This window comes from Collinsella sp. AM09-41, assembly GCF_003473245.1.
In the GTDB taxonomy this organism is placed as follows: domain Bacteria; phylum Actinomycetota; class Coriobacteriia; order Coriobacteriales; family Coriobacteriaceae; genus Collinsella.
Genome location: NZ_QRMJ01000001.1, coordinates 40239 through 57748 on the forward strand (window position 1 = coordinate 40239; position 17510 = coordinate 57748).

The window sequence follows — 17510 nt, forward strand, 5'->3', positions numbered from 1 at the left end:
TGGCTGCGCGAGAGAAGATGAAGCGGGGCTATGCCCCAAAGCAACGGTATATGGTTCGTTTCATCTGCGTTTTCCGTCGCGAAGCTTAAAAGTTATTATGCGAAACCGTCCTGTCGATTGCAAGTGACGATGTCGGATTGAAACGGGAAACCTGCTGCTCGTCGGTCTTACGGTCAAAAATAAGCGCGGAGCGGCGCTATAGAAAAGGGCCGAGGCTCAAAGCCCCGACCCTTTATCGCATTGATGACTATCGCTGCGCGTGGATGACAACCTAGAACGTCTGCTCGTAGTCGCTGTGTTTTTTGGCCGAACGCACCAGGAACTCCTGGTTGGTGTTGGTGCCCTTAAGACCCTTGATAAACGATGCGGCTGCGCGCTCGGTGTTGTTCATGCCGGCAAGAATGCGACGCAGACCAAAGACAAACGGACGCATCTGCTCGTCGACCAACAGGTCCTCGTTACGCGTACCGGAGGCAACGGGGTCGATAGCCGGGAAGATGCGGCGGTCGGCCAGGTCGCGGTCGAGCTTAAGCTCCATGTTGCCGGTGCCCTTGAACTCCTCAAAGATGACTTCGTCCATCTTGGAACCGGTGTCGATGAGGGCAGAGGCCAGGATGGTAAGCGAGCCACCGTTCTCGATATTGCGGGCTGCACCCAGGAAGCGCTTGGGCGGATATAGGGCCGCCGAATCGACGCCGCCCGAAAGGATGCGGCCCGAGGCGGGCGCCGCCAAGTTGTAGGCGCGGGCGAGGCGCGTGATGGAGTCGAGCACCACCACGACGTCGCCACCCAGCTCTACGATGCGCTTGGCGCGCTCGATGACGAGCTCTGCCACGCGGGTGTGGTTGTCGGCAGGCATATCGAAGGTCGACGCCACAACCTCGCCCTTGATGGAACGCTGCATATCGGTGACCTCTTCGGGGCGCTCGTCGACGAGCAGGCAGATGAGGTGCACCTCGGGGTTGTTAATCGAGATAGACTGGCAGATCTTCTTGAGGATCGTGGTCTTGCCGGCCTTGGGCGGGGACACGATCAGGCCGCGCTGGCCCTTGCCGATCGGTGACACGATGTCGATGGCGCGGCCGGTAATAGAGTCCTTGCCGTGCTCCATGCGCAGCGGCTCGTTGGGATAGACCGGGGTGAGGTCGCCGAACTTGGGACGGTTGCGAATCTGCTCGGGGTCCAGACCGTTGACGGTCGTGATTTTGGCGAGGCCGGCGCGCTTGTCGCCGCCGCGCGAAGGACGCAGCGAGCCCTCGATGACGTCGCCCGTGCGCAGGCGCGCGGAGCGGATGAGGTAGGCGGGCACGAAGGCGTCGTCGTTGGACTTCATGTAGCCATGGGCGTGGATGATGCCGGAGCTGTCCGGGCGAATCTGCAGAATGCCCTTGATGTCGCGGAAGCCCTCGGCCTTCGCAGCGGTGACGTAGATTTCCTCGACGAGCTCGGCCTTCTTCTTGCCGGTCGTCTCGATCTCGAACTCCTTAGCCTTCTCGCGCAGCTCAGCGACCTTCATGGCCGCGAGTTCCTCGCGCGAAAGCGTGGGCTCGGTGGGAGCGGCATTACGCTCCTTGTTGCGCTGTTTGCGATCGCGCTGGCGGTTGCGACGGTCGTTGTTGCGGTCGTCCTTACGCTCGTTGCGCTCGTCGTTGCGCTTGTGCTGGCGACGGTTGGGACGAGTGCCGTCTTCGCCCTCAGCGGGGGCGGCACCATCGGTTGCGGCGGTGCCAACATTGGCCGCGGCGGCGTCATTGGCCTCGGCGCCAGAATCAACCTGCGCTTCGACATCCTGCTGCTCGGACGCCTTGGCCTTAACGGACTTCTTACGACCGCGCTTGGGCTTCTCGGACGCAGGCTGTTCGACGTCCTGGGCCTTGGCGACATCAGTCGACGCATCGGCGGTCGTCTCGGCAGAATCCTCGGACGCACCCTTCTTGGCAGCCTTGGCCTTGGACGTGCGCTTAGCAGCAGTACGACGGCTGCGACCGGGACGGACGTCGGCGGGCTCGGCATCGGCGGGAGCGGCCTCGGAAGTCGTAGCATCCTGGACGGGTGCATCGGCAGCGGTTGCAGACTCGGCGGTCGCCGCAGCATCCCGAGCGGCGGCGGCTGCTGCTGCGGCCTTCTCTGCCTCGACAAAGGCCTTGGGCTTGCGACCGCGACGGTGCGGGCGCAAAGCCGGATCGACAACGGGAACTTCGTTGGCCTCGACAGGCGCAGCGGGCTCAACAGGCAATGTGCCCTCCCCTGCCGCGGAACGGACCGAAGCCTCAGTGAGCTCGGGGGCTACCTGTTCCGCAACTTGCTCGGCCTTAGCAGCCGTGCGGCGGCGTGTGCGCGGTGCCGGCTTCTCGGTCGGCAGGTCGGCGGCAGGGGTCTCGATGGCGGCAGGCGTCTCGGGCACAGACGGAGCTGCAAGCTCGGTCAGAGCCGCGGCCTCGCGCTCGGCAGCACGACGGCGGGCGCGCACCACCTGAGCCTCGCTAATCTGCGCCAACGCACGTGCCTGCGCGACCTCATCGGAAATCGGCGCCGAGGAGTCAGCTGCAACGGTGCGCTTGGCGCGCGTCGTGCGCGTGGTACGGCGCTTGGGCTTGGTGACCTCCTCGCCGTCAGCGGCAGGCTTGGCCGTGCGGCGCGCGAGCTTGGGCTTTGCCGGAGCAGCCTCCTCACCAGTTGCAGGCGCAGGCGTCGAAGCAGCCTTAGGCGTCTCGGGAGCCGAGGCTTGCGCGGGCGCCGCGACCTGGTCCGACGCAACCGGTGCAGCGGGAGCGGCTTGCGTCGTCGTTATTTCGTTTTCTTGCTGTTGATCAGACACAGTGTTTGCTCAACTTTCTTTTCAAGCCCTGTGATCACATGCTCCCTGCATAAACCTTCAGGGCGGCTAAACAGTCTAGTTCCGTTCAAAACGACGGACATCATTGATCTGTATCGAGATGATTGCGTCAACTACGCAGCGTTAGTGTAACACAACCGCCGCCACCTGCAACTTAGTCATTGGGGGCGTTCTTAAACGACTAGTCAAAAGGGACACTCTTTGGTCTACCACCCACAAATCAGACTGCCTCCGCCAAAACTATGGCGGTTTACTACGACGAATCGATCAACCGCGACCACTCCGAAACATGTTGAACTAAAAACCGCAGGTAGATGCCTTGCGCTTTTTTGCGAAAAGCCGGCGTGGTTGGAAATTCCCAATTCATCGTAGTAAACCGGCATAGTTTCGTATTTCCAGCAGTTCCAAATTCGTCAATACGTCGGCATTTGCGAAAAAAGCCCGACCTCCGTGGGAGATCGGGCTTATAGGGCCCAGTTAAACCAAACCTACACGGTCAAATGACCCGCAGGTTACATCTGCTCGGGCGCGGAAACGCCAACGAGGGTGAGCACCAGGGCGAGCGTCACGCGGACGGCATCGCAAGCGGCCAGACGGGCACGCGAAAGCTCGGGGTCGACGGGACGGCCCTCGCTCGGCAGCACCTGGCAGGCAGCGTAGAAGCTGTGGAAGTCACCGGCGAGTTCCTCGGCAAAGTGGGTCAGACGGAACGGGGCGCGATCGCGAGCACAGCTGGCGATCAGGTCGGTGAGCTCGTTGAGCTTGCGCGAAAGGGCGAGCTCGGTCGGGTCGGTCAGCAGCGAGTAATCGACGTTCTCACCGATGGCCTTGGCGGCAACGGCCTTCATGCCCATCTCGTCGGCCTGCTCGGCGGTAACGTCGGCGGCACGGCGCAGGATGGAGCACACGCGGGCGTGAGCATACTGCACGTAATAGACCGGGTTGGAGTTGTCGCGCTTCTTAACGGCCTCGATGTCGAAGTCGACCATCTGGTTGGAGCTCTTGGAGATGAGCGTGTAGCGAGCGGCATCGGAGCCAACCTCGTCGACGAGCTCCTGAAGGGTCACCATGGTGCCCTTGCGCTTGGACATACGGACGGGCTTGCCGTTACGCAGCAGGTTGACGAGCTGGCCCAGTAGAACCTCGAACTTGCCGGGGTAACCCAGAGCGTCGCAGACGCAGCGGACGCGCTCGATGTAACCGTGGTGGTCGGCGCCCCAGATGTCGATGACGTGGTCGACGCGCTGGAACTTATCCCAGTGATAGGCGACGTCGGAGGCGAAGTAGGTGTACTCGCCGTCGGACTTGATCAGGACGCGGTCCTTGTCGTCGCCCAGATCGGTGGAGCGGAACCACAGGGCGCCGTCCTTGGTGTAGAGGTAGCCCATCTTGTCGAGCTTCTCAAAAGCGCGGTCGACGGCGGAGGTGCCGGCGGTCTCGCCCTCGGTGTCCTTCACATACAGCGAGCGCTCGGAGTACCAACGGTCAAAGTCGCAGTTGACGGCGTGGCAGAGGTCGCGCATGTTGTCGACCATCTTCACGTAGCCGCGCTCACGGAAGCTCTCCATACGCTCCTGCGGATCGGCGTCGACCCACTTGTCGCCGTCGGTGCGCCAGAACTCGGCGGCCTCGTCGATGATGTAGTCGCCGCCGTAAGAGTCCTTGCCCAAGGTCTCGGCAAAGTTGTCCTGATACGGATGGGTCTCGGGGTGCTCGTCGTTCTCGTCGGCAACAAAGGCGTCACGGTCGGCGATCAGCAGCTTGTGAGCCTCGTCGATATCAACGCCCTGCTTGGCGATGATGTCGGCGAGCTGCATGTAGCGCGTGCTGATGGAGTTGCCGAAAGTGTTCATCTGAGAGCCGTGGTCGTTGATGTAGAACTCACGCTGGATGTCGTAACCGGCGTGGTCCATGACGCGGCAAAGGGAGTCGCCCAGAGCAGCCCAGCGGCCGTGGCCGATGTGCATGGGGCCGACGGGGTTGGCGGAGACGAACTCGACCTGAGTCTTCAGGCCGCCGCCGACGTTGGACTTAGCAAAGTCCATACCCTTCTCGCGGGCCTCGCCAAAGATGGCGTTCTTGACGGCGACGGAGAGGTAGAAGTTGATGAAGCCGGGGCCGGCGATCTCGACCTTCTCGATCGCGGGGTCCTCGGGCATATGGGCAACGACGGCCTCGGCGATCTTGCGCGGGGCGCAGTGAGCCAGCTTGGCGGACTTCAGAGCCATGGTGGAAGTCCACTCGCCATGAGAAGTATCAGCCGGTCGCTCGATAGCGCAATCGTCAAGTTCAAATGCGGAAAGGTCGCCGGCCTCCTGGGCCGCAGCAAGCGCAGCGCGTACCAGCTCTTCAATCTTCTCGGGCATAGATCCTCCTTGTGTTAAAGCCCCCGAGCTCTTGGTCACTCGTAGGGCAAAAGCCAGAGTTTGTAGCACTCTATCACAAGCAGTAGCTACTGTCGCAGGGTAAAGTTAATCGATATTGCATATGCACAAAAATGACTACAGCTCGCACAGGACCATTCAAAGATAGCGGTCTGCCTGCCGATTGTGCACCTGCCGAAAATGCATAAACATGTGCATGAGCTGCTCGGAATATCGAATACTCTTACCTATCGGAGTTGTGTGCTTTTCCTGCATAAAGTAATGGTTTGCGCACGTCAACGTGGTATTCTAGACATACGCAAATTCGTATAAGTTGGAGGTAGCATGTTCTCAATCGGTCAACACGTCATTCATCCGGGCCAGGGAGTCTGCACCGTCGTCGGTTTTAGGGACGACACGCCGCAGCCCATGTTGTTGCTCGAGACCAAGCAGGGACATGCGCAGACGATTCTCATGTACCCCGTGGCGCAGGCCGACCGCCTACATGCCGCCATCTCTCAGCAGGATGCCGAGCACCTGCTGAGCCACTACGACGAGCTGGAGTGCGACACCTTTACCGAGCGCAACAGCTCGCTTGAAGAGACACACTTTAAGCAGCAGCTCAAGCTGGGCGCGCCCGAGACGGTCCGTGTGGCCAAGACGATGATGCACCGCATCCGCCAGGCCGAGGAAGCTGATAAAAAGCCCAGCTCCTACTACATGCGCGTACTCAAGGAAGCCAAGCGCCGCTCCATCGAGGAGTTCGCCGTGGCCCTGGGCGTCACCGAAGAGGCCGCCGAAGCCCGCCTAGCCCAAGCCGCCCTCAACTAACCTGTCAAAAACCACCACAAAGGGGACAGGCACCTTTGTGGTGGTTTTCTTGTTCTAGTAGTATTCAATCTCATCGATACCCACGAGCACAAGGAGTCTGTTATGGCAGAGACGCTTACCGCCGGAATCACCCGCGACCGCGCATTCGAACTGCTCAACGAGCACAACAAGGATCCGTTCCACATCACCCACGGCGAAACGGTCGAGGGCACCATGCGCTACTTTGCGCGCGAGTTCGACCCCGAGAACGAGGAGTTCTGGGGCATCGTCGGCCTGCTCCACGACCTGGATTGGGAGGAGCATGAGGACGACCCCATGAACCACACCATCTACGCTGCCGAGATCCTCGAAGGCGAGGGTGCCTCTCCTGAGCTCATCCGCGCCATTCAGTCGCACACCTCTGATTTCAACACCTCGCTGCCCAAGCCCGAACTGCAGATGGAGAAGATCCTGTTTGCCTGCGACGAGCTTACCGGCCTGATCGGAGCCGCGGTTATCATGCGCCCGAGCAAGAGCGTCATGGACTTTACGACCAAGTCGCTCAAGAAGAAGTTCAAGGACAAGCGCTTTGCCGCCGGATGCTCGCGCGACGTGATTTCGCAAGGCGCTGAGATGCTGGGCTGGGAGCTTCCCGAGCTCTTTGACCGCACCATCGCGGCTATGCAGTCCTTCGCTCCCGATCGCGACGCCTTCCAGGCCTAGCACCAAAACCACCACAAAGGGGACAGGCACCTTTGTGGTGGTTTTTGTTTGCGTGGGCGTTAGGGGCGGACCTGGCCGGTGCCGCGGAGCTTGTATTTGTAGGTAGTGAGGGCCTCGGCGGCAAAGGGGCCACGGGCGTGGAGTTTTTGGGTCGAGATGCCGATCTCGGCGCCCAGACCAAACTCGCCTCCGTCGGTAAAGCGCGTGCTGGCGTTAGCGTACACGGCCGAGGCATCGACCGCATCCAGGAAGCGCTCGCAGGCGTCCGCGTCCTCGGCGACGATGGCCTCGGAATGCATGGTGCCATAGCGGTTGATGTGTGCGATGGCCTCGTCCTCGCTTGCCACGACCTTCACGCTCATCTCGAGCGCCAGGTACTCGCGACCCCAGTCCTCCTCAGTCGCGGCGACGTAGTCATCGCCCTCCACAAAGCCGGCGTCGGCGCACGCGGCGCACGTGGCCTCGTCGCCGTGAATGAGCACGCCGTGGTCGTGCAGCACGGCAACGACCGCAGGCAAAAACGCATCGGCCACATCACGGTCGACCAGCAGCGACTCGGCGGCATTGCACACGCCTACGCGCTGGGTCTTGGCATTAACGATAATATTGAGCGCCTTATCAAAGTCGGCGGATTCATGCACGTAGATGTGGCAGTTGCCCGTGCCCGTCTCGATCACCGGCACAAGCGACTCGCGCACGCAGCGCTGGATCAGGCCTGCACCGCCGCGCGGAATGAGTACGTCGACAATGCCGCGAAGCTTCATGAGCTCGCCAGTGGCCTCGCGGTCGGTGGACTCGATCATCGACACGGCCTCGCGCGGGAAGCCCTTGGCCTCGAGCGCATCGGCCAGCAGCTCGGCGATCATGGCACACGAGTGATAGGCCAGCGAGCCGCCGCGCAGAATGCAGGCGTTGCCGGTACGGATGCAGATGCCTGCGGCATCGGCCGTCACGTTGGGGCGCGCCTCGTAGACCATGGCGACTAGGCCCAGCGGCACACTCACACGGGTCAGGTCCACGCCGCTTGCGAGCGCGCGGTGGTCGAGTACGCGGCCGACGGGATCGGGCAGCTCGGCGAGCTTTTCCAGTCCGGCGGCCATGCCCTCGACGCGCTCGGGCGTCAGCAGCAGGCGGTCGAGGAGCCCCGCCGAGGTGCCCGCATCGCGCGCGGCGGACATGTCGAGCTCGTTGGCGGCAACGATGGAATCGATGCCGTCGCGCAGCACCGCGGCCATGGCGCGCACGGCCTCCTGGCGCTGGGCATCGCTCGCAGTGGCAAGCGCGCCCGAGGCGGCCTTGGCCTCAACGGCAAGATCGTGAACGTACGTGGCTATATCGACCGACATGGACGGCCCTTTCTCCTAGATGTTTGCCCACCATGGTAGCCGATTTACACATACCTTCGTCTGCGGCGGTAGAATTGGTCAACCCGAAACACCCCAATGAATGGAAGCATCACATGGCGCTCATTACTTCGTACCACGTCCCCGGCCTGTATGTTGAGGACCACAGCATCGATGTCCCCCTCGACTGGCGCGGGCTGGACCCCATGCTTTTGGCCGTCGGCAGCACCATGCGCCGCGGCGCCATGCCGGCACCCATCGCCGGCGCACCCGAGAGCATCAAGCTTTTCTACCGCGTGGTCTGCGCACCCGACCGCATCAACGACGACCTGCCGCTCCTTCTGTTTTTGCAGGGCGGCCCCGGCGGCGAGAGCCCGCGTCCGCTGTCGCCCACAAGCGATGGCTGGATCGAGGAGGCCGTCAAGCACTTCCGCGTGGTCCTTCCCGACCAGCGCGGCACCGGACGCAGTAACTGCGTGGACGGACGCACGATCAAGGCACTGGGTGATCGCGCAACGGCCGCCGGCGCCGATACAGCACGCTCGCAGGCGGACTTCCTCAAGCGCCACCTCGCCAGCTCCATCGTGCGCGATTTTGAATACCTGCGACTGGTGGGTTTTGGCGGCAAGCCGTGGGTCACGCTCGGCCAGAGCTACGGCGGCTTTTTGACGCTGAGCTATCTGTCGCTCTTCCCCGAGGGCGTGGCGGCGAGCTTTACCTGCGGCGGCATCCCCCACGTGCCGGCGAGCGCCAGCGAGGTCTACGCGCACACCTTCCCGCGCATGGCCGCCAAGACGCAGCAGTATTACGACCGCTACCCCGCCGACGTCGAGCGCGTGGCAGCCCTGGCCGATGCGCTCGAGGCACAGAAGCCCGTGCTGCCCGACGGCTCGCCGATGACGGTCGAGCGCCTACAGCTCATGGGCAGCGACTTTGGCATGAAGCCGAGCTTTGAACGCATGCATTGGATTATCGATCACGCTTTTGTTGATGGCGACGGCACGCTGACCTGCGACGCCTCGGTATCTGACAGCTTTTTGATGCGCGCCTTCGAGCGCACCAACACGCGTACAAACCCGCTGTACTGGACACTGCAGGAGTTCATCTACGCCGACGGCGATACCATGCCCATTCGCTGGGCCGCGGCAGAAGAGAAGGCACACCGTGCCGAGTTCGACACCCTCGCGCGCCCGCTCATGTTTACCGGCGAGGCCATGTTCCCGTGGATGTTTGAGCAAATGCCCGAACTTAAGCCGTTTAAACCCGCCATGGACCTGCTGATGGAAGACACCAGCTGGGACAAGATCTACGACCCGCAGCGCCTGGCCTGCAACGAGGTGCCGCTCCAGGCCGCGGTGTATTTCGACGACATGTACGTCGATTCGGGCCTGCAGCTCGATACGCTCAGCCGCGTGGGCAACTCGCACGCCTGGGTGACCAACGAGTTCGAGCACGACGGTCTACACGGTAGCGTGGTGTTCAAGCACCTCTTCAACGAAGCCCTCAACCGCGGAGACCTGCGCCAAATCTTCTAGCAAAGGAGCGTCCCCACCTGCCGGCACAAAAGGAACGTCCCCAAGTGCCGAACAAGTGCCGGCAACGACAATGCCGCAGGTAGAGGACGGAAAGCGAAAACGCCCCTTAGCAGTGGCTTTAAATCGTAGGTCGAACAAAAGAAGCGAGCGCCGCCCAGAGCGAACAAGTTGGCATGAAAAAGGCGAGGCATAGACCTGATGGTCATGCCTCGCCTTTTGAATGACAAATTGTCGCTCTGGGCGGCGCGCAGCGTCGACCCGTTAGGCGAAGACGATTAGATTATCCCTGTGTATCGCGGGCTTCTCGGCCAGGTCTGCGAGCAGGCGGTTGCTGGCGATCTGGTCCTGGCGGCGACCGGCAGCAAGCTCCAGCACGTCCGAATCGGCTTCGGCGATACCGCGGGCGACGACCATACCGCTCGGATCGCACACATCGAGCACATCGCCCTCGGCAAACTGGCCATCGACCTCGCGAATACCCACCGCAAGCAGGGAAGAGCCACGGCTGACCAGCGCCTTCGCAGCACCATCATCGACCGTCACCGAGCCATGTGCCTTGTCGCCCAGCGCGATCCACAGCTTGCGGGGTGCGATGTCCAGACGCTCCGCCGGCGGATCGAACAGCGTGCCCACGCTCTCGCCGCGGGCGAGACGCACGAGCGCATCGGGCTCCTCGCCCGAGCAAATCACGCTCTGAATGCCCGCCGTCATCAGGATGCGGCTCGCGCGGATCTTGGTAATCATGCCGCCCGTGCCCACCGATGTGGAAGAATCGCCCGCCGAGGCAATAATCTTGGCATCGATCTTATGCACGACAGGAACAAACTCGGCCGTGGGGTCTTCATGCGGATTGGCAGTATAGAGACCATCGATGTCCGAGAGCGTCACGCACAGATCGGCAGAAACCAGGCAGCTCACAAGCGCCGCCAGCGTGTCGTTGTCGCCAAACTTGATCTCATCGACGGTGACGGTATCGTTCTCGTTGACGACCGGCACCACACCCAGCTCCACCAGGCGAAGCAGGGCGTCGCGCGCGTGCAGGTAGGACGTGCGGCGCGCCGTGTCGTGACGCGTGAGCAGCACGAGCGAGGTGAGCAGGTCGCGCGCATGGAACTCCTCGTCGTAGGCCGACGAGATGATGCACTGACCGGCCGAGGCGCAGGCCTGCAGGCTCGGCAGGTCACCGACCGGCTTGCGGTCGAAGCCCAACACGGGATAGCCACAGGCGATAGCGCCCGAGCTCACCACAACCAGACGCCAGCCGAGCTTGCGCAGCGCTGCGGCCTGATCGGCAAGTCCGCCGATAAAGGCGCGGTTGACCTTGCCATCGGCACCCACCACCGTGGACGAACCGATCTTTACCACCATCGTTTTATAAGAAGTCGTCATACGTCAAACCAATCAACTGTTCAGCGAACGGCCGAGCCGGCGGCCAGGGAAGCGTGACTCGCCCCTACCGCCCAAGGAATTAGTGGGCCCAGGGAAAGGCAGAGGCCGCGGCCATGTTCTTACGCACGAGCTCGTCGCGCACCTGAGCCAGGCCCTGCTCCATACCCACCACATAGGTCTGCGGGTACAGGAAGCGCTTGAAAGCTGCGTCCAGATGGTCGAGCGCCCAAGCACAGCGCTCGCGCGCGTCCTGGATGCTCTCACGCGGAGCCACCGCACTGCCATCGCGCACGATCGGCACCAGCAGCTCGCGATACTCAAGTTCGGACACGTCGGTCACCAGGGCGGCATCGTTCACGGCCACAAGGGTATTGCCGCGCGCGGCGCCCTCCCCTGCCAGATGGTCCTCGTCATAAATCATGTCGCAAACCGGGCCGCCAAAGCCGTCGTAATAGCGTCGTACGCGCTGAACACCGGGAATTGTGCGCTTGTAGGGCTGCTCGGAGAGCTTCACCACCGGCGTCCACGGGTCCGTCTCACTCGCACGGCGGGCGGAAAGCTTGTACACGCCGCCCAGCGCCGGCTGGTCATAGCAGGTCGCAAGCTTGGTACCCACGCCAAAGCTATCGATGGGCGCGCCCTGGTCGAGCAGTGACTGAATCGTGTACTCATCCAGATCGTTAGAAACCGAGATCCCCACATAGGGCAGGCCCTCGGCATCAAAACGGCCACGAACATACTTGGAGAGCTTGGCGAGGTCGCCCGAGTCAATGCGAATAGCCGACAGACGCTCGCCCACCGCCTCCATCTCCTTGGCAACCGTAATGGCATGCTCGCAACCCTCGCGTACGTCGTAGGTGTCGATGAGCAGCGTGCAGTTCTTGGGACTCGACTTAGCAAAAGCCCGGAATGCCTCGAGCTCGGAGTCGAAGCTCATCACCCAGCTGTGCGCATGCGTGCCAAAGACGGGAATACCGTAGCGGCGGCCGGCGAGCACATTGGACGTAGAGGAGCAGCCGGCAACGTAGCTCGCGCGCGCGACGGCCAAGCCGCCATCGGGACCCTGAGCGCGGCGCAGGCCAAACTCGGCAACGGGACGGCCGTCCGCCGCCAGCACCACGCGCGCCGTCTTGGTGGCGACAAGCGTCTGGAACCCAACGATGTTGAGCAGCGCCGTCTCAAGCAGCTGGCACTCCAGCGCGGGGCCGGTGACGCGAACCATGGGCTCGCGCGGAAAGACGAGCTCGCCCTCGGGCACGGCGTCGATGTTTACATGCGCACGAAAATCGCGCAGGTAGTCGAGGAATCCAGGCTTGAACATCGCGCCGCCGGCCGGGGCCTGGAGCGAGGCGAGGTAGTCGATGTCCTCGGGCGTAAAGCGCAGATTCTCGACCAGCTCGGGCAGTTCGGCGGTGCCGCACATGACGGCATAGGCGCTGCCAAAAGGATGGTCGCGGTAAAACGCGGTAAAACAACCCTGCTCATTGGCCTTGCCGCTCTCCCACAGGCCCTGGGCCATAGTGAGCTCGTACAGATCGGTGAGCATTGCAATGTCGGTGGGATGCGAGATGTCGGTCAAAGCCATGGGGCGACCTTTCGGATGCGTTGTGCAGAGGTTGAGGGTTGGAAAAGGGCAGAGTGTTCGGGCATGGCACCCAGCGCGAATGGGCTAGAGCAGGCCCATGCTGGTCAGGATCGTGTAGCCCATAAAGATGACAAACGCGATGAGGGCAAGGACAATGATGATTTTTTGAGCCGGCGCCATGCCAGGGATCTCGTTCTCGCCCGTAGGCTCCTTGGAGGTGACCATGCGCTGGGCAAAGGTCATCTCGTCACGGCTCGGTTTGGGCTCGGCGGGCTTGGGGTGAGTGGCTCTTTTGGGCTGAGGTTTGGGTGAAGTGGGCGCGGGCTTCGCGGCGGCGGGCTTGGGCGCGGGCGCAGGCTCGGATGCAACCTTCGCAGCGGCCTCCTCGGCCTTCTCGCGCTCGGCACGCAGGGCGGCCAGCTCCTCACGCTCGCGGCGTGCCTCTTCCTGGGCCTCGCGACGAGCTTTCTCGGCGCGGAGCTCTTCCAACTCGGCGCGCTCCTCGTCAGACAATGGTTGGGACTCAAGCTCGGCCATAGTTCAGCCCTTTCTTTTTAAAAAAAGCCGCCGACACAATGTCAGCGGCTTATCAAATCCAAGGGTGGAGACGAAGGGAGTCGAACCCTCGGCCTCTGCCATGCGACGGCAGCGCTCTCCCAACTGAGCTACGTCCCCAGGACAAGTTGATATTTTACCCACGGCTCGCCAACTGTCAACGCCCAAAAAGACTACTCCTAATGATTTTTTAATCCCCGTCCCAGAAAAATCATCGGCAAACGCGCTACTTTGCGCTGGTGAGGACGCCGGTGGTGTCGAAGGCTGGGGTGAAGCTCTCGTCTACCGCGCCGCCCTCTTGCCAGAACATCGTCGTAAAGCCCAGGTCGTCGGCATGGTCGAGCACCTGCTCGTACTCCTCGCGCGTCACGGCGCGTGCTAACTCGCCGCCTTGCTCGCGCATGAGCGCATTGGGCGTGTACTGGTTCATGACCGAAATCGGCACGTCGCCCACCGTCTGCCACACCAGGTCCAGTACGCGGCACGAATCGTCCGCATGGCCCGGAAGCACCAGGTGACGCACGATGATACCGCGCTTCACGAGCCCTTCGTCGTCCACCAGCTCTCCCCCGCGGCGCTCGATCTCGCGCGCCATCTGTGCCAGGCCCGACACGGCCACGCGCGGGTAATCCTTAATATGAGAGAGCGACTGCGCAAGCCCGGCATCGGCATATTTAAAGTCGGTGAGCCACACATCAACCAGGTCACCCAGGGCAGCCACGGCACTCGCCCGCTCATAGCCGCTCGTGTTATAGACGATCGGGATGTCCAGCCCGCGCTCCCGCGCTGCGTCAATCGCGGCCGGCAGCAGGTGAGCATAATGCGTCGCAGTCACCAGGTTAATGTTGTTGGCGCCCTGGTCCTGCAGCTCCAACATAATCTCGACCAGGCGCTCGGGCGAAATCTCAAGCCCAAAATTGCCCGTCGAGATCTCGTGGTTTTGACAGTAGACACATTTGAGCGAACAGCCACTAAAGAAAATCGTGCCCGAGCCGGCCTCGCCCGAGATAGGCGGCTCCTCCCACATATGGAGCGCCGCGCGGGCAACCTTAAGCGTGTCGTCTGCGCCGCACACGCCACGCGCGCCCTCGTCGCGTGCCGCGCCGCAACGGCGTGGACACAAATGGCAGGCGGGCGAAAAAAGTTCGGTCAACGACGTCGGCATAAAAACATGCTCCAAAACAACGATTCAGCAGCTCAAACGCAAAGGCCCGGACCGCACAGACGGCTCCAAGCCCAAGGCGCCGTAATCGTCCGACACGAATTTTGTAATGTCAAGACTGGAATCAACAAAGCGCCGCTTTATGATATAGGTATTCCGCCCCCCGCGGAGCAACTGGGTGAACCGTCGCGTTTATTTAGGGAGCCCACACAGTCGTACTTAGTACAGGTATCCTTCGTTGTTAAGGACGCTGGAACGGTCGATGAGGGCACCCACCTGTTTTAGGTGGGTTCATTTTCGTAACGTGGGGGGTGGTTTTCTTTTACCGATTTTGCCAAGAATTGCCATCGCAGATCCCGTATGACACCCAACAACGGCACTCGGCAGAACCTCCGCCAACATCCCAATATCTGGTAAGCGCGTGATAATCGCACGGCGCAAACCCCCGCACCCCCTCGGTCGAGTATCATGGGTCAGCTATGCCCTTTTGCGCGTAGCGCCCTTTGACCTTTTCCTTCGACGCTTGGCGGTTTTCGATTCATGGCTTCATCCACGAGCTTCATACCGTACTTATGCGTGGCGGCCGCTGCCTTTATCACGACCTTTCTCACGGTGCCCCTGGTCAAGCGCCTGGCAATTAAGCTCGACGCCGTCGACTATCCCTCCAAGCGCCGTATCAACACTAAGCCCATCCCGCGCATGGGCGGCACCGCGGTCTTTTTGGGCCTCGTCGTCGCCTGCATCGTGCAGATCCTGGGCACCTGGTACCTGGGCTGGCCGCCCGTTTTGGTGCCGCACCCGCGCCTGCACATCAGCTACCCCGTGCTGGCACTCTCCTTTACTGTGATCTTTGCGACCGGCGCGATCGACGACGTCTTCCAGCTCAAGCCCAAGCAAAAACTGGCCGGCCAGGTGCTCGCCGCGCTTATCGCCTGCGTGGGCGGCCTTAAAATCGGCGTCATCGTCAACCCGTTTGCCCCTGGCGAGATCGTGCTCGGCTGGCTCGCCTACCCCATCACCGTAATCTACCTGGTGGCGTTCACCAACATCATCAACCTCATCGACGGCCTCGACGGCCTGGCCACCGGCATCTGCGGCATCGCATCGTTCACCATGTTCACGATGGCCATGCTTTCGGGCCGCATCGACGCCGCTGCGCTCTCCATCGCGCTCTTTGGCTCGTGCGTGGCTTTTCTGCATTACAACTTCAACCCCGCGAGCATCTTCTTGGGCGACTCGGGGTCGCTGCTGTTGGGTTTCGCTTTGGGCTCCATATCGCTGCTCAACGTGAGCCGCACCGCCGCGCTCACCTCACTCATCATCCCACTCATCGTAGCCGGCGTGCCCATCATCGACACGTTCAGCGCCATCGTGCGCCGCAAGCGCGCCCACATTAGCATCGGACAGGCCGACAAGGGCCACATCCACCACCGCCTGATCCAAGAGGGTTACAACCAGAAGCAGGCCGTGCTGCTCATCTACGCCTGGTGCATCATGCTTTCGGCCGGCGCCGCCGCGATCAATCAGGTCGAGGTGCCCACGCGCGTGCTCATCTTTGTCGTGCTCGCCATTGGCTCGGCTGCCTTCGCCAAGCATCTGCACCTGTTTGAGCCCGTCCTGCGCCACCATTACAACAAGCGGACGCACGAAGACGAGCTGGTAACCCCCGACGACCCCGCCTTTAAGCAGGAGGAGCAGGCAGCCGAGGAACGTAGGGAAGAGCGCCACCACAGGCGCTAGGGTAAGCTGCCGAGGATGCACTCAGGTGCCGCTGGCCAAGCGCAGCCACGCCGCACCCGTCGCACAGCTCTGTACCCATCGCGCAAGCCGCCCTTTCTCGCCCCTCTCCTGCTTACGCCTCACCCCCTTCAATAAACGCGTTATCATCTTGACCAATACGCATACGTAAGGAGCAATCATGCCAAACGAGAACAGCTACGAAGTCGCGCTGCAAAAGAGCAACGCCATTCGCGAGGGCCTGGCAAAGACGCCCGAGAAGTTCACCATGCTCACCGGCGACCGCCCGACCGGACGCTTGCACCTGGGTCACTACTTCGGCACCCTCAAGGGACGTGTTGAATTGCAGAACATGGGCGCCAAGACCAACGTGCTCATCGCCGACTACCAGGTCATCACCGACCGCGACACCACCGAGCATATCCAGGACAACGTGTACAACATGGTCATGGACTACCTTGCCTGCGGTATCGACCCCGACAAGACCATGATCTACGCGCACTCCGCCGTACCCGCCGCCAACCAGCTCATGCTGCCGTTCCTGTCGCTGGTCTCCGAGGCCGAGCTGGCGCGCAACCCCACGGTTAAGGCCGAGATGGAGGCCTCGGGCCACGAGCTCACCGGCCTTCTGCTCACCTATCCGGTGCACCAGGCCTGCGACATCCTGTTCTGCAAGGGCAACGTGGTTCCCGTCGGCCGCGACCAGCTGCCGCACATCGAGCTCACCCGTACCATCGCACGCCGCTTTAACAACCGCTACGGCAAGGTATTTCCCGAGGTCGAAGCGCTGCTGTCCGAGACCCCGCTGCTGCCCGGCCTTGACGGTCGCAAGATGAGCAAGAGCTACGGCAACGCCATCAACATCTCGATGACCGCCGAGGAGACGGCCAAGCGCATCAAGAAGAGCCAGACCGACTCCGAGCGCATGATCACGTTTGATCCCGAGAACCGCCCCGGCGTGTCCGGCCTGCTTTCGACGGCCGCCATCTGCACCGGTCGTTCCGAGGTCGAGATTGCCGAGGAGATCGGCATGGGCGGCTCCGGCCAGCTCAAGAAGTACGTGACCGAGGCCGTCAACGAGTACTTCGCGCCGATTCGCGAGCGTCGCCAGCGTTACGAGAACGACCTGGATTACGTCAAGGACGTCCTGCACGAGGGCAACCGTCGCGCCAACGAGATCGCCGAGCAGACCCTAGCCGAGGTTCAGGACGCCATGGGCATGGTGTACTAGACCGATCTGCTGGCTTGAGCTGTCGATTGTTTTAGGGCGGGCGCTACGGCGTCCGCCCTTTTTTGGTGCCCGACCGGTTCGGCTCTGCCCGTTGCACTCCCCCGACAAACAGGAACAGGCCCGCTGGCAGTAAGTTGCCAGCGGGCCTGTTCCCGAAGTACACCGTTGAATCGCACAGAGGGGAGAAATGCGAATCAAACTCAACAGGGCAGGCTTTTTCATCGCCTATTGCCTGCTCCGT

Annotated in this window: 12 protein-coding genes and 1 tRNA gene; 5 read left to right on the top strand and 8 right to left on the bottom strand. The window is 62.0% G+C overall.

Annotation, left to right across the window (positions count from 1 at the left end; genetic code table 11):
- Nucleotides 1-271 precede the first annotated feature (271 nt).
- Together rho and argS are read right to left on the bottom strand one after the other, a co-directional pair.
- On the bottom strand, nucleotides 272-2818 hold the full coding sequence (gene rho, locus DW112_RS00205; RefSeq protein WP_233514432.1) for a transcription termination factor Rho: 2547 nt from the start codon (nucleotides 2816-2818) through the stop codon (nucleotides 272-274).
- 530 nt (nucleotides 2819-3348) lie between these two features.
- Complete coding sequence (gene argS, locus DW112_RS00210; RefSeq protein WP_117766929.1) at nucleotides 3349-5202, bottom strand: arginine--tRNA ligase; 1854 nt, start codon at nucleotides 5200-5202, stop codon at nucleotides 3349-3351.
- A 342-nt stretch (nucleotides 5203-5544) separates the two neighbouring features.
- Here argS and DW112_RS00215 point away from each other — a divergent pair, with 342 nt between their 5' ends.
- The gene (locus DW112_RS00215; protein ID WP_006235480.1) at nucleotides 5545-6030 is read left to right on the top strand and encodes a CarD family transcriptional regulator; all 486 of its coding nucleotides are present in this window, start codon (nucleotides 5545-5547) and stop codon (nucleotides 6028-6030) included.
- Nucleotides 6031-6132: 102 nt separating this feature from the next.
- On the top strand, nucleotides 6133-6732 hold the full coding sequence (locus DW112_RS00220) for an HD domain-containing protein (protein ID WP_117637809.1): 600 nt from the start codon (nucleotides 6133-6135) through the stop codon (nucleotides 6730-6732).
- A 59-nt stretch (nucleotides 6733-6791) separates the two neighbouring features.
- On the opposite strand, the gene DW112_RS00225 is transcribed toward DW112_RS00220, so the two are convergent.
- On the bottom strand, nucleotides 6792-8078 hold the full coding sequence (locus DW112_RS00225) for a glutamate-5-semialdehyde dehydrogenase (protein ID WP_118328101.1): 1287 nt from the start codon (nucleotides 8076-8078) through the stop codon (nucleotides 6792-6794).
- Between the two features lie 113 nt (nucleotides 8079-8191).
- On the opposite strand from DW112_RS00225, the gene DW112_RS00230 reads away from it, so the two are divergent.
- Complete coding sequence (locus tag DW112_RS00230) at nucleotides 8192-9610, top strand: alpha/beta fold hydrolase (RefSeq protein WP_118328102.1); 1419 nt, start codon at nucleotides 8192-8194, stop codon at nucleotides 9608-9610.
- A gap of 261 nt (nucleotides 9611-9871) precedes the next feature.
- On the opposite strand, the gene proB is transcribed toward DW112_RS00230, so the two are convergent.
- The 5 genes from proB to DW112_RS00255 all read right to left on the bottom strand — a co-directional run bounded on the left by proB (nucleotide 9872) and on the right by DW112_RS00255 (nucleotide 14304).
- A complete protein-coding gene (gene proB, locus DW112_RS00235; protein ID WP_117766921.1) occupies nucleotides 9872-10999 on the bottom strand; it encodes a glutamate 5-kinase in 1128 nt (375 codons plus the stop codon).
- A gap of 79 nt (nucleotides 11000-11078) precedes the next feature.
- Nucleotides 11079-12584 carry a nicotinate phosphoribosyltransferase gene (locus DW112_RS00240; protein WP_117641006.1) on the bottom strand — a complete coding sequence of 502 codons (1506 nt, stop codon included), beginning with the start codon at nucleotides 12582-12584 and terminating at the stop codon, nucleotides 11079-11081.
- An 84-nt stretch (nucleotides 12585-12668) separates the two neighbouring features.
- Complete coding sequence (locus tag DW112_RS00245) at nucleotides 12669-13121, bottom strand: hypothetical protein (protein WP_118328103.1); 453 nt, start codon at nucleotides 13119-13121, stop codon at nucleotides 12669-12671.
- Nucleotides 13122-13186: 65 nt separating this feature from the next.
- Nucleotides 13187-13259: transfer RNA gene (locus DW112_RS00250), tRNA-Ala, on the bottom strand.
- 106 nt (nucleotides 13260-13365) lie between these two features.
- Nucleotides 13366-14304, bottom strand: coding sequence for a radical SAM protein (locus tag DW112_RS00255; RefSeq protein WP_118328104.1), 939 nt, complete (start codon nucleotides 14302-14304; stop codon nucleotides 13366-13368).
- Nucleotides 14305-14841: 537 nt separating this feature from the next.
- Here DW112_RS00255 and DW112_RS00260 point away from each other — a divergent pair.
- The gene (locus DW112_RS00260; RefSeq protein ID WP_118328105.1) at nucleotides 14842-16041 is read left to right on the top strand and encodes an MraY family glycosyltransferase; all 1200 of its coding nucleotides are present in this window, start codon (nucleotides 14842-14844) and stop codon (nucleotides 16039-16041) included.
- A 178-nt stretch (nucleotides 16042-16219) separates the two neighbouring features.
- Nucleotides 16220-17269, top strand: coding sequence for a tryptophan--tRNA ligase (gene trpS, locus DW112_RS00265; protein WP_117757745.1), 1050 nt, complete (start codon nucleotides 16220-16222; stop codon nucleotides 17267-17269).
- Nucleotides 17270-17510 lie beyond the last annotated feature (241 nt).

What these genes read in the sequence shown, in the direction of transcription:
- trpS (WP_117757745.1), top strand. Translation starts at nt 16,220, where the DNA reads ATGCCAAACGAGAACAGCTACGAAGTCGCGCTGCAAAAGAGCAACGCC.
- DW112_RS00255 (WP_118328104.1), bottom strand. Translation starts at nt 14,304, where the DNA reads ATGCCGACGTCGTTGACCGAACTTTTTTCGCCCGCCTGCCATTTGTGT.
- DW112_RS00245 (WP_118328103.1), bottom strand. Translation starts at nt 13,121, where the DNA reads ATGGCCGAGCTTGAGTCCCAACCATTGTCTGACGAGGAGCGCGCCGAG.
- DW112_RS00220 (WP_117637809.1), top strand. Translation starts at nt 6,133, where the DNA reads ATGGCAGAGACGCTTACCGCCGGAATCACCCGCGACCGCGCATTCGAA.
- DW112_RS00215 (WP_006235480.1), top strand. Translation starts at nt 5,545, where the DNA reads ATGTTCTCAATCGGTCAACACGTCATTCATCCGGGCCAGGGAGTCTGC.
- DW112_RS00260 (WP_118328105.1), top strand. Translation starts at nt 14,842, where the DNA reads ATGGCTTCATCCACGAGCTTCATACCGTACTTATGCGTGGCGGCCGCT.
- DW112_RS00230 (WP_118328102.1), top strand. Translation starts at nt 8,192, where the DNA reads ATGGCGCTCATTACTTCGTACCACGTCCCCGGCCTGTATGTTGAGGAC.
- DW112_RS00240 (WP_117641006.1), bottom strand. Translation starts at nt 12,584, where the DNA reads ATGGCTTTGACCGACATCTCGCATCCCACCGACATTGCAATGCTCACC.
- argS (WP_117766929.1), bottom strand. Translation starts at nt 5,202, where the DNA reads ATGCCCGAGAAGATTGAAGAGCTGGTACGCGCTGCGCTTGCTGCGGCC.
- DW112_RS00225 (WP_118328101.1), bottom strand. Translation starts at nt 8,078, where the DNA reads ATGTCGGTCGATATAGCCACGTACGTTCACGATCTTGCCGTTGAGGCC.
- proB (WP_117766921.1), bottom strand. Translation starts at nt 10,999, where the DNA reads ATGACGACTTCTTATAAAACGATGGTGGTAAAGATCGGTTCGTCCACG.